The following is an 11,141-nucleotide window of genomic DNA, read 5'->3' on the forward strand; positions in this document are numbered from 1 at the left end:
CGAGGGGCGGTCCGGAGATCCGGACCGCCCCTCGGCGTTCCGCGCGCCGCCCAGGGGCCGTCCGGCGGCGGCCCGGCGGGCCCGGGAGCGGTCGGCCGGACGGCCCTATGCTCGAGTTACCCACGAGTTCGCACCGGTCGCCGGAGGTCCGTCCATGAGCACGCCGCCGTTCCTCGCCCTCCCGCCCTCGGCCCGTGCGCTGCGGGTGGTGACGGCGCGCGGGCGGTTCGCGGCGCTGCGGGCCGAGCCCGCCGGGGCGGTGCGGGGCTCGGCCCTGCTGGTGCCCGGCTTCACCGGCAGCAAGGAGGACTTCATCGCGCTGCTGGAGCCGCTCGCCTCGGCCGGCTACCGGGTGACCGCGGTCGACCAGCGCGGCCAGTACGAGACCGGCGGGCCGCACGACGACCCGGGCGCCTACGCGGTGGCCGCCCTGGGCGCGGACGTCCGGGCCCTGACCGGGGCGCTGGCGGCCGAGGGCGGCACCGGCCCGCTGCACCTGCTGGGCCATTCCTTCGGCGGCCAGGTGGTCCGCGAGGCCGTCCTGGCCGCGGCGGCCGAGGCGGCGGCTCCGGGCGGCGCGGCGCTTCCGTGGGCCTCGCTGACGCTGATGTCCACCGGCCCCGGCCCGATCGACCCGGCCGAGGCGGAGCGGACCAGGCTGCTGGTCGAGGTCCTGCCCACGATGGGCCTGGAGGAGATCTGGCAGGTGATCCAGCAGATGGAGAAGGCCCACGGGGAGCGGGCGCGCCGCCGGCCGTCCCCCGAGGTGGCCGCGTTCCTGCACCGCCGCTGGCTGGCGAACGTGCCGCAGGCGCTGATCACCACCGGCGGCCACCTGGTCGCCGCGCCGGACCGGGTGGCCGAGCTGGCCGCCGCGGTCACCGCCGGACTGCCCGCGCTGGTGCTCTCCGGCGTCCAGGACTACGCCTGGCCCGTGCCGGAGCAGACCGCGATGGCGGAGCGGCTCGGCGCCCGCCGGGTGGTCGTCGCGGACGCCGGGCACTCCCCCAACGCCGAGCAGCCGGCCGCCACCGTCGAGGCGCTGCTGGCCCACTGGGGCTGACGCGCCCGGGCCCGGCCGCCGCCCCACCGCCCCGCACCGTTTCCCACCACCGCACCGCACCGCCTCCCGCCGCCCCGCAGCACCTCTCATTGCCCCGGAGCGGTACCCCGACCCACCGGCCCCTGCGGCCTCTGGTACAAGGGGGGCGACAAAATTCGTTAGTTGCGGTAATATTTGATTCGGTCCTGGAAACATCGTCGACAGTGACGTCGGCATGCGGTCGACGCGATCCATCCGAAACCAGGACGTTACGGACGGGCAATGGCCCGGTAGCAGCGCCACCCCAGAGTGGTTCACGAGGGCCCATCGGCGCCCTTGGCAATCAGGGGGGAGCCCTCTTTGCCGCGACAGCAGCTGGTCGACGACCCGACCCGACAGACCCCGAAAGGGCTGATACCTACTCAGCCACGACCGCCCCGCGCCGCGGGGCCAGGAAAGGAGACGCCCATGCGCTTCGAGATCCTCCGACTGGACGACACCCACGGCACCGCCACCGACCGCCTGATCGCCGACGCCGAGACCGTCCGCGAGCTCGTCCAGGCCGCCGCCCGCACCGGCGAACGCCTGCTCATCCGGCCGTGCCCGGCCGTCTGACCGGGCCGGCGGCCGCGGAGTCCCCGGACTCCCCCGCCGCCGAGCCCGGCCCGTCCGATCCGGACGTTCCGATACCCGACTGACGCCCCGTCATCGCCACAGCGAGCACGGGGCGTCAGCGCGTACGGGCCCCTCGGGCCCGCCTCTCGGGCCCGCTGCGGATCGAACACGGCTCGAACTCCGCCGGGGCGCGCCCCGGCGCACGCCGCCGACGTTTGCCGCGGCCCCCCGCTGGACATTTCCCAACGGGAGCCGCCCGCACCGCGCCCACCCCGCGCCGGACGGGCACCCGCCACCGACAGGTGCCGCCGAGCCGCCCTCCGTACGGGTGATCGTCCTTGACGCGGCGGCCCGGAGGGAGGACCGTTGTCGGCTATGAGGGGCGAGCCAAGCTGCCCGAGGTGCGCCGGTCGGGTCCGCGCTCCCGGTCTGTTCTCAGACACCTGGCAGTGCGACCGGCACGGCGCCGTGCACCCGATGCAGCCGGTACTGCCCCCGAGCATCGAGGCACTCGGCGTCGCCGTCGCCCGCTCCCAGGTCCCCGTCTGGCTGCCCTGGCCGCTCCCGGTGGGCTGGCTCTACACCGGCATCGCGCACGTCGGCGACGACATCTCGGGCGCCCGGGCCACCGCGGTCGCCTGCTCGGGGCCGGCCCCGCTGGGCGGCTTCGGCGAACTCGTGCTGGTGGCCGAGGAGCTGGGCGTGGGCCTCGGTGCCCGGTACGCCGGGCTGCCCGGCCCCGATCCGGGCGATTCGGTCGGCCTCTACAAGCCCGCCGACGCCAAGCTGATGGCGGCCGGCCGACCGACCCCGATGTTCCACGTGCCGGACGCCCCGGCGGACCGCGCGGTGTTCGTCGGCGAGGCCCGCGGGCTCTGGCTCTGGGCCGTCGCCTGGCCCGAGCAGTCGGCGCTGGTGATGTACGACGAGCTGGTCCTGACCGACCTGCGGGAGGCCGGCGCGGAGCTGGACCTGCTGCCCTGCGGCGCCCTGTCCCCGCACCTGCTCGGCTGACGCCCCGTCCGCCGCCGGGCGGTCGGCCACCGCCGCACTATCCTGGGCGGCACCCCGCCGGCCGGCCGCGCCGGCACCCAGCGCCGGCCCGCGCCGCGCCGACTCCGAGGAGCACCGCCCGTGCGCATCGACCTCCACGCCCACAGCAATGCCTCCGACGGCACGGACAGCCCGGCCGAACTGGTCGCGGCGGCCGTCGGGGCCGGGCTGGACGTGGTGGCACTGACCGACCACGACACGGTGGCCGGCCACACCGAGGCGGCCGACGCGGTGCACGCCCTGCCCACCGGCACCCGGCTGACGCTCGTCCCGGGCGCGGAACTCTCCTGCGTCGTCGGCGACATCTCGATGCACCTGCTGGCCTACCTCTTCGACCCGGCCGAGCCCGCCTTCGCGGCGGAGCGCGAGCTGGTGCGCACCGACCGGTTCCGCCGGGGACGGGCGATCGTCGAGCGCTGCCGCGAGCTGGGCGCGGACATCAGCTGGGAGCAGGTGCGGCGGATCGCGGGGGAAGGTGCGGTAGGCCGTCCGCACATCGCCAGCGCGCTGGTCGAGGCGGGCGTGGTGGCCTCGGTGTCGGACGCGTTCACCGCGGACTGGCTGGCCAACGGGGGGCGGGCGGACGTCCGCAAGCACGAGACCGACCCGGTGACGGCGGTCCGGCTGGTCCGGGCGGCCGGCGGGGTGCCCGTCTTCGCCCACCCGGGGGCGGTGAAGCGCGGGCAGACCGTCTCCGACCAGGTCGTCGCCGACCTCGCGGCGGCCGGTCTGGCCGCACTGGAGGTCGACCACATCGACCACGACGAGCCGACCCGGGCCCACCTGCGCGGTCTCGCCGCCGAGTTGGGGCTGCTCACCACCGGCTCCAGCGACTACCACGGCGGCCGCAAGACGGTCCGGCTGGGCGAGCACACCACCGACCCCCAGGTGTACGAGGCGCTCGTGGACCAGGCGACCGGCGCCAAGCCGATCGGCGGCTGAGCCGGGAGGCACTCCCCTGCCCGGCCCCGCGCCCGGTCGTCAGTCCAGGGCGACGCCCCGCCGTTCCGGGTCGCGCAGGTCGGTCCCGTGCTGGAGCCAGCGCTCCTGGAGGGCCGCCGCGCCGTGCACCCGCTTCCAGCCCGCCTCGTTGGGGGTCATCGGCAGCAGCGGCAGGAAGTGGACCGGGTCGGCCGGCTCGTCCAGCTCCAGGTCCTCGACCAGCCCGCCGGGCTCGGCCGCCAGGACGGAGGTGAACGGCGCGCCGTCCCACAGCGGGGCGCCGAGGTCCAGCGAGCCGCCGGGAGCCAGCACCAGGCCCTCCACCTGCGGCGTCGCCGCGAAGGTGGCCAGCGGACGGAGCACGCCGTCGCGCCCGCCCCGGATCGTCAGGAGGAGTTCCGCGCGCGGGCCGCGGACCTGGTCGGCGACCGCGGCACTCGGGTCGGCCATCGGCGCGGCGGACATGCCGAGCGTGGCGTAACGGACCAGCCCCTCGGCATCGGGGCCGAAGCGCAGCACCTCGATCCGGTCGGCGCCGAGGAAGGTCACGGCGGCGCGGCCGCTCGGCTCGCCGAAGGTGGTGAGCAGCCGGGCCTCGACGGCGGCCAGGACCGCCGTCCGGGAGGGGCCGTGCGCGCTGTCGCCGGAAGCGTCGCCGAAGAGCGGGAAGTCGTGGGCCATGCCGGTGAGCGTAACCCGCGCCCCCCTGGCCGTTGGCACGGCCTTTACGTGAACGCGGGCGCGGCGGAGGCCGATCGGATGTTAGTGTGAGCGACTGGCCACCGGGGAGTCTCCCCTCACCGGGGCAGCGGCGCGAAGGAGGTGGTTGCGGTGGATACCAGCCGACCATGCAGTACCGGCAGCTCTACCCGGCCCGGACGCCTTCCCCGTACCCCTCGCCTCGCGGGCTGAAACAGCGGGCCTCGGGAGCCTCGGCGACAGCCGACCGGCTCCCCCACCGGCACCCTGGTTCCGTCCTCCCCGCGCGGACGGCACGGCGGTCCTCCGGTCCGGCCGGGAGAGCACCCCACCGACGTCCGGTCGTTCCGTTCCGTGTGCCCCAGCAAGGCCCGGGAGCGACCGCAGGCGCCGGACTCCATCGGTGTTCCTCCGCCGTCGCACCGCGGCCACTCGTCACCACGCCGTCGTGCGGTGGTTCCTGCCCCAGGGAGCCTGCCATGTCGATGATCAACAGCCTGCGCGCAGCCGTCCGCACCAACCGCCGCCGCACCGCGGCGGGCCTGTTCGACTCCATCCACCCGGGTGAGACCCCGTCAGCGGTGGTGGACTGCGCGGTCTACCAGCACGGCCGGCGGCACGGCGAGACCTGCAGCCCGCGCGAGGCTGCCCGGCTGGTCAAGGCCTCGAAGCAACTCCCCGAGGGCGAGGGCTCGTTCAGCTGGATCGGACTGCACGAGCCGACCGAGGCGGAGTTCGAGGGCATCGCCCAGCGGTTCGGGCTGCACCCGCTGGCGGTCGAGGACGCGGTGCACGCGCACCAGCGGCCGAAGGTCGAGCGGTACGACGACGTGCTGTTCGCCGTCTTCAAGACGATCCGGTACGTCGACCACGACCAGCTGACCCCGACCAGCGAGGTGGTCGAGACCGGCGAGCTGATGGTGTTCGCCGGGCGGGACTTCGTGATCACCGTGCGGCACGGCGGACACAGCTCGCTCAAGGAGCTGCGGCACCGGCTGGAGGCCGACGCGGACGGTACCGGGCTGCTGGCCAAGGGCCCGTCGGCGGTGCTGCACGCGATCGCCGACCACGTGGTGGACACCTACATGCTGGTCGCGGACCAGCTGCAGACCGACGTGGACGAGATCGAGTTCGAGGTCTTCTCCAACCGGGGCGGCCGGGGGGCGGACGTCGGGCGGGTCTACCAGCTCAAGCGCGAGGTACTGGAGTTCAAGCGGGCGGTGGCCCCGCTGCTGCGGCCGATGCAGCAGTTGTCGGAGCCGCTGCAGCGGCTGGTCGACCCGGAGATCCAGAAGTACTTCCGGGACGTCGCGGACCACCTGGCCCGGGTCACCGAGCAGGTGCACGGCTTCGACGAGCTGCTGAACTCGCTGCTCCAGGCCAATCTGGCGCAGGTCTCGGTGGCGCAGAACGAGGACATGCGCAAGATCACCGCCTGGGCGGCGATCTTCGCGGTGCCCACCATGATCACCGGCGTGTACGGGATGAACTTCGACTACATGCCCGAGCTGCACCACCGCTACGGCTACCCGATGGTGCTCGGCAGCGTGGTGCTGATCTGCGTCGGCATGTACCGGGGCTTCCGCCGCAACGGCTGGCTGTAGCCGGGATCCGGGGCCGCCGGGGCTCGGGGCCGCCGGCCGCTTCCTCCGCCGGCCGACGGGCTACCTCCGGCCGGCGGGCTACTTCCGGCCGGCGCGGGCGACCACGACCAGGCCGAGCAGGATCAGCACCACCGCCGGGTAGGCGGCGGCCGGCGGCCACTGGCCCAGCCAGAGCGCGGCGATCAACGCGGCCCCCGGGGTCTCCAGCAGGATCGCGGTGGAGGTCACCGAGGGGCCGAGGGTGCGCAGCACCCGGTTGCTGAGCGAGTGGCCGAGCAACTGGGCGGTGACCATCAGCAGGACGATCTGCCACCACGCGCCGGCGGGCCAACCGGACAGCGGCGTCCCGGCGACCAGGCAGACCGCGAGCAGCACCGACGCCGTGGTGGCGTAGCAGACCAGGGTGTACGCGGTGGTGCTGACGGTCCGTCGGACCTCGGCGCCGAGCAGCATGTAGCCGGCCGCGGCGAGACCCGCGCCGAGCGCGAGCGCGTCACCGGCCAGGGCCCGCGGCGAGAGCGAGAGGTCGACGCCGGTGAGCACCAGGACGCCGGCGAAGGCGGTCACCGTGCCGAGCCACACCATCCGGGGCGCCCGGACCCCGAGCAACCGCATCAGCACGATCGTCCACAGCGGGGTGGTGGTGACCAGCGCGGTCGCGGAGGCCACCGAGGTCATCCGCAGGCTGGGCATCCACAGTCCGAAGTGGACGGCGAGCAGCACCCCGGCCGCCACGGCCAGCAGCAGCGCGCGCCGGGGGACAGCGCGCAGCTCGGCCCGGTGGCGCAGCAGGGCGTAGGGGCCGAGCACGCCGACCGACATGGTGTTGCGCCAGAAGGCGATGGCCAGGGCGGGTGCGGCGGTGGCGCTGATCAGCGGGGCGGAGAGCGAGATCGCGCCGACGGAGACGGCCAGCAGCAGCAGGTCGGCCCTGGGAAGCGGGCCCGCGGTGGTGACGGGGGCTGGGGCGGTCGCGGTGACGGGGGCCGTGGGTACGGCGGCGGCGTCGCTCTCGGGCCGGGCGGCGGGCACGGCGCTCCTCTGGATCCGGTCGGCGGTACGGGCGGCTCCTACCGTAAGGCCCGTGCGGCGCCCATGGAACTGTCGCCCGAACCGCGAGACATCACCCCTCTGACGCAGGCCGTACGCTGTGCGCCATGGACCGTACGCCTGCCGCAGCCGCGACCGCCGACGACTTCCTCGACCGGGCCCTGCTGGAGGAGGCCGCGAAGAAGTCCGGCCTGCTCTGGGTCCGGGCGGACGGCCAGGAGCACGGGCGGGCGCTCTGGCACGCCTGGCACGACGGCGCGGTGGTGGTGGTCGGCGACGGCGCCGAGCAGCCGCTGCACGGGCTCACCGGCGGGGCGGCGGCGACCGTCACCGTCCGCAGCAAGGACAAGGGCGGCCGGCTGACCGGCTGGCCGGCCCGGGTGGTCGAACTGGCCCCGCGGAGCGAGGCCTGGCAGGGCGCCGTCGAGGAGTTGAAGGGCAAGCGGCTGAACGCGCCGGACACCGACGCCATCACCGACCGCTGGGCCCGCGAATGCCGGGTGCTGCGGCTGGAGCCGGCCGGGACGGCGGGCTCCGAGCTCACCGAACGGCCCGGGGCGATGCCGGCGGACCCGCACGTGGCGGCGCCGATGCCCACTCCGGCCACCACCCGTCGGCCGATCCCCGCCGGGCTGCCGAAGCTGCTGTTGAAGCGCCGCAAGGGCTGACCCGCCCTCACCACCGCCTCACCACCGCCTCACCACCGGGCACCCTCGCACCCTCGCACCTCCCCCGGTCGCCCGATTCGCCCGCTTTCACCGAGCCTGGGCGGAGATGCCCGAGTAGCCTTGGCCGCGGGGCGTGGCCGCGCCCGGCCGGGCGTCGAGCGAGGCGCGTCGAGCGAGGCGAGGGAGACCGGAGTCGATGGCAGGACCAGGCAGCCGCGTCTTCATCTCGCACCTGTCCGGCATCGCCGTCTTCGACCCGAACGGCGACCAGGTCGGCCGGGTCCGGGACGTCGTGGTCGCCCTGCGGACCGGCGGCCGGCTGCCCCGGGTGCTCGGCCTGCTGGTCGAGGTGGTCGGCCGGCGCCGGATCTTCCTGCCGATGACCCGGGTGACCAGCCTGGAGTCGGGCCAGGTCATCACCACCGGCGTGATCAACATGCGCCGCTTCGAGCAGCGCCCCGCCGAGACCCTCGTCCTCGCCGAGCTGCTCGACCGCACCGTCACCTGGACCAAGACCGGCCAGGAGGTCACCGTCCTGGATGTCGCGATGACCCAGACCCGGCTGCGCGAGTGGGAGATCGGCAAGGTCTTCGTCCAGGTCGGCCGGGTCGGCCGGCTGCGCAAGGCCCGCGGCGAGACCGCCACCCTGGACTGGCAGGACGTCACCGGCTTCACGCTGCCCGAGGAGGACCAGGGCGCCGCCAACCTGCTCGCCACCTTCGACCAGCTGCGCGCCGTCGACCTCGCCAGCGTGATGCACCACCTCTCCGCCAAGCGCCGCGCCGAGGTCGCCGCCGCGCTCGACGACGAACGGCTCGCCGACGTCCTGGAGGAGCTGCCCGAGGACGACCAGGTCGAGATCATCGGCAAGCTGAAGGACGAACGGGCCGCCGACGTCCTGGAGGCGATGGACCCGGACGACGCCGCCGACCTGCTCTCCGAACTGCCCGGCGACGAGGCCGAGCGCCTGCTCCAGCTGATGGAGCCGGACGAGGCCGAGCCGGTCCGCCGCCTGCTGAGCTACGAGGAGAACACCGCCGGCGGCCTGATGACCACCGAGCCGATCGTGCTGGAACCGGACGCCACCGTCGCCGAGGCACTGGCCCGGGTCCGGGTCTCCGACCACAAGCCGGCGCTGGCCGCGCAGGTCTTCGTCTGCCGCCCGCCGAACGAGACCCCGACCGGCAAGTACCTGGGCATCGTGCACTTCCAGCGGCTGCTGCGCGAGCCCCCGTACACCCTGGTCGGCTCGCTGGTCGACGACGACCTCGACCCGCTGCCTCCGGACACCCCGCTGTCGCTGATCACCAGCTACCTGGCGACGTACAACATGGTCGCCGCGCCGGTCGTCGACGAGGCGGACCACCTGGTCGGCGCCGTCACCGTGGACGACGTGCTCGACCACCTGCTGCCGGAGGACTGGCGGGAGGCCGCGCTGCACGGCGGCCCGGACGGGGAGCACGCCGACCGGCGGGACGAGAGGGAGGTGACCGGTGGACGCTGACCGCAAGGGCCGGCGCGAGGAGTCCCCGCGCCAGCGGCTCCAGGGCGAGCTGCGGGAACTGCGCCGGCTGCGCGAGCTGCGCGCCCGCGAGGGCTCCAGGGACCGCCGGACCGAGCCCACCGCCGTGGGGTCGTCCGCCCGCAGCCGGCTGGACCAGCCGCGCACCGGCCGCACCGGCCTGATCAACCTGCCCTCCTACGATCCGGAGGCCTTCGGCAAGCTCTCCGAACGGATCGCCCGCTTCCTCGGCACCGGACGGTTCATCGTCTGGATGACCGTGGTGATCATCCTCTGGGTCGTCTGGAACACCCTGCTGCCCGACGTGGTCCGGTTCGACGACTACCCCTTCATCTTCCTCACCCTGATGCTCTCCCTCCAGGCCTCCTACGCGGCGCCGCTGATCCTGCTCGCGCAGAACCGCCAGGACAACCGGGACCGCGTCAACATGGAGCAGGACCGCGCCCGCAGCGACCGCACCATCGCCGACACCGAGTACCTCACCCGCGAGGTCGCCGCCCTGCGCCAGGGCCTCGGCGAGGTCGCCACCCGGGCCTTCATCGCCTCCGAGCTGGGCAGCGTGCGCTCCGAACTCCAGTCGCTGCTCAAGGAGATCGACGAACGCCGGGAGGCCTCCGGGGCGCTGTGACCGGCGGCACGCCACCGACCGGACGAGGCCCCCGCGCGGCGCCGTACCATCAAGTCATGGCCAACGAGACAGAGGTCGCGGCCGGCGTCACGGAAGAGTCCGTACGCCAGGCGCTGTCGACCGTCAACGACCCGGAGATCAACCGCCCGATCACCGAGATCGGCATGGTGAAATCGGTCGGGATCGGCGAGGGCGGCGCCGTACGGGTCGCGGTCTACCTGACCGTCTCCGGCTGTCCGATGCGCGACACCATCGTCACCCGGGTCCGCGAGGCCGTCGGCCGGGTCCCCGGCGTGACCGAGGTCGAGGTCGAGCTCGACGTGATGAGCGACGAGCAGCGCAAGGAGCTCTCCCAGCTGCTGCGCGGCGGCGCCCCCGAGCGCGAGATCCCGTTCGCCAAGCCCGGCACCCTGACCCGCGTCTACGCCGTCGCCTCCGGCAAGGGCGGCGTCGGCAAGTCCTCGGTGACCGTCAACCTCGCGGCCGCGATGGCCGCCGACGGCCTGAAGGTCGCCGTGGTGGACGCCGACATCTACGGCCACAGCGTGCCCCGCATGCTGGGTGTCGAGGGCCGGCCCACCCAGGTCCAGGACATGATCATGCCGCCGCAGGCGAACGGCGTGAAGGTCATCTCGATCGGCATGTTCACCCCGGGCAACGCCCCGGTGGTCTGGCGCGGCCCGATGCTGCACCGCGCGCTGCAGCAGTTCCTGGCCGACGTCTACTGGGGCGACCTCGACGTCCTGCTGCTGGACCTGCCGCCCGGCACCGGTGACATCGCCATCTCGGTGGCCCAGCTGGTCCCCAACGCGGAGATCCTGATCGTCACCACCCCGCAGATGGCCGCCGCCGAGGTCGCCGAGCGGGCCGGCACCATCGCGGTGCAGACCCACCAGAAGATCGTCGGCGTGATCGAGAACATGTCCGGCATGCCCTGCCCGCACTGTGACGAGATGATCGACGTCTTCGGCACCGGCGGCGGCCAGATCGTCGCCGACGCGCTCACCCGCACCGTCGGCGCCACCGTCCCCGTGCTCGGCTCGATCCCGATCGACGTCCGCCTGCGCGAGGGCGGCGACGACGGCCGCCCGGTCGTCCTGGCCGCCCCCGACTCCCCCGCGGCCACCGCCCTGCGCGCCGTCGCCGGCAAGCTCGGCGGCCGCCAGCGCGGCCTCTCCGGCCTCTCCCTCGGCCTCACCCCGAAGAACAAGTTCTGACCCGACGACGACAGGGGCCCGCCGGTTCGAACCGGCGGGCCCCTGTCGTGCGCCCGGGGGGCTGTCGTGCGCGCGGGGGACTGTCGTGCGCGCGGACCCAA

Annotated in this window: 11 protein-coding genes; 9 read left to right on the forward strand and 2 right to left on the reverse strand. The window is 74.4% G+C overall.

The genetic code is table 11. From position 1 onward, the window contains the following. Positions 1 to 154 precede the first annotated feature (154 nt). From SM793_RS12040 to SM793_RS12055, 4 genes are all read left to right on the forward strand, one after another. Entirely contained in the window at positions 155 to 1,063 is a 909-nt protein-coding gene (locus SM793_RS12040) for an alpha/beta fold hydrolase (protein WP_320438104.1), read from the forward strand. 447 nt (positions 1,064 to 1,510) lie between these two features. Further along, positions 1,511 to 1,657 (forward strand): hypothetical protein, encoded by a 147-nt coding sequence (locus SM793_RS12045; RefSeq protein WP_320438105.1) that lies wholly within the window; start codon positions 1,511 to 1,513, stop codon positions 1,655 to 1,657. A 375-nt stretch (positions 1,658 to 2,032) separates the two neighbouring features. Further along, positions 2,033 to 2,671 (forward strand): DUF6758 family protein, encoded by a 639-nt coding sequence (locus SM793_RS12050; RefSeq protein ID WP_320438106.1) that lies wholly within the window; start codon positions 2,033 to 2,035, stop codon positions 2,669 to 2,671. Between the two features lie 120 nt (positions 2,672 to 2,791). Further along, the gene (locus SM793_RS12055; protein ID WP_320438107.1) at positions 2,792 to 3,652 is read left to right on the forward strand and encodes a PHP domain-containing protein; all 861 of its coding nucleotides are present in this window, start codon (positions 2,792 to 2,794) and stop codon (positions 3,650 to 3,652) included. 39 nt (positions 3,653 to 3,691) lie between these two features. On the opposite strand, the gene SM793_RS12060 is transcribed toward SM793_RS12055, so the two are convergent. Next, positions 3,692 to 4,333 (reverse strand): suppressor of fused domain protein, encoded by a 642-nt coding sequence (locus SM793_RS12060; protein WP_320438108.1) that lies wholly within the window; start codon positions 4,331 to 4,333, stop codon positions 3,692 to 3,694. 497 nt (positions 4,334 to 4,830) lie between these two features. On the opposite strand from SM793_RS12060, the gene corA reads away from it, so the two are divergent. Next, a complete protein-coding gene (corA, locus tag SM793_RS12065; protein WP_320438109.1) occupies positions 4,831 to 5,955 on the forward strand; it encodes a magnesium/cobalt transporter CorA in 1,125 nt (374 codons plus the stop codon). Positions 5,956 to 6,033: 78 nt separating this feature from the next. On the opposite strand, the gene SM793_RS12070 is transcribed toward corA, so the two are convergent. Continuing rightward, the gene (locus SM793_RS12070) at positions 6,034 to 6,987 is read right to left on the reverse strand and encodes a DMT family transporter (protein ID WP_413815935.1); all 954 of its coding nucleotides are present in this window, start codon (positions 6,985 to 6,987) and stop codon (positions 6,034 to 6,036) included. 125 nt (positions 6,988 to 7,112) lie between these two features. Between SM793_RS12070 and SM793_RS12075 the strand changes: the two genes are divergently transcribed. From SM793_RS12075 to SM793_RS12090, 4 genes are all read left to right on the forward strand, one after another. Further along, on the forward strand, positions 7,113 to 7,673 hold the full coding sequence (locus tag SM793_RS12075; protein ID WP_320438110.1) for a hypothetical protein: 561 nt from the start codon (positions 7,113 to 7,115) through the stop codon (positions 7,671 to 7,673). Between the two features lie 196 nt (positions 7,674 to 7,869). After that, a complete protein-coding gene (locus SM793_RS12080) occupies positions 7,870 to 9,177 on the forward strand; it encodes a magnesium transporter MgtE N-terminal domain-containing protein (protein WP_320438111.1) in 1,308 nt (435 codons plus the stop codon). A gap of 49 nt (positions 9,178 to 9,226) precedes the next feature. Beyond that, positions 9,227 to 9,823, forward strand: a complete 597-nt coding sequence (locus tag SM793_RS12085) for a DUF1003 domain-containing protein (protein WP_413815939.1) — start codon at positions 9,227 to 9,229, stop codon at positions 9,821 to 9,823. Between the two features lie 56 nt (positions 9,824 to 9,879). Continuing rightward, a complete protein-coding gene (locus tag SM793_RS12090; protein WP_320438112.1) occupies positions 9,880 to 11,040 on the forward strand; it encodes an Mrp/NBP35 family ATP-binding protein in 1,161 nt (386 codons plus the stop codon). Positions 11,041 to 11,141: the final 101 nt, after the last annotated feature.

The organism is Kitasatospora purpeofusca (assembly GCF_034043715.1).
Lineage (GTDB): Bacteria > Actinomycetota > Actinomycetes > Streptomycetales > Streptomycetaceae > Kitasatospora > Kitasatospora purpeofusca_A.

Bases quoted from the DNA above. Each gene is read 5' to 3' on its own strand.
- SM793_RS12040 (WP_320438104.1), top strand. From the start codon at position 155: ATGAGCACGCCGCCGTTCCTCGCCCTCCCGCCCTCGGCCCGTGCGCTG.
- SM793_RS12045 (WP_320438105.1), top strand. From the start codon at position 1,511: ATGCGCTTCGAGATCCTCCGACTGGACGACACCCACGGCACCGCCACC.
- SM793_RS12050 (WP_320438106.1), top strand. From the start codon at position 2,033: ATGAGGGGCGAGCCAAGCTGCCCGAGGTGCGCCGGTCGGGTCCGCGCT.
- SM793_RS12060 (WP_320438108.1), bottom strand. From the start codon at position 4,333: ATGGCCCACGACTTCCCGCTCTTCGGCGACGCTTCCGGCGACAGCGCG.
- corA (WP_320438109.1), top strand. From the start codon at position 4,831: ATGTCGATGATCAACAGCCTGCGCGCAGCCGTCCGCACCAACCGCCGC.
- SM793_RS12075 (WP_320438110.1), top strand. From the start codon at position 7,113: ATGGACCGTACGCCTGCCGCAGCCGCGACCGCCGACGACTTCCTCGAC.
- SM793_RS12080 (WP_320438111.1), top strand. From the start codon at position 7,870: ATGGCAGGACCAGGCAGCCGCGTCTTCATCTCGCACCTGTCCGGCATC.
- SM793_RS12090 (WP_320438112.1), top strand. From the start codon at position 9,880: ATGGCCAACGAGACAGAGGTCGCGGCCGGCGTCACGGAAGAGTCCGTA.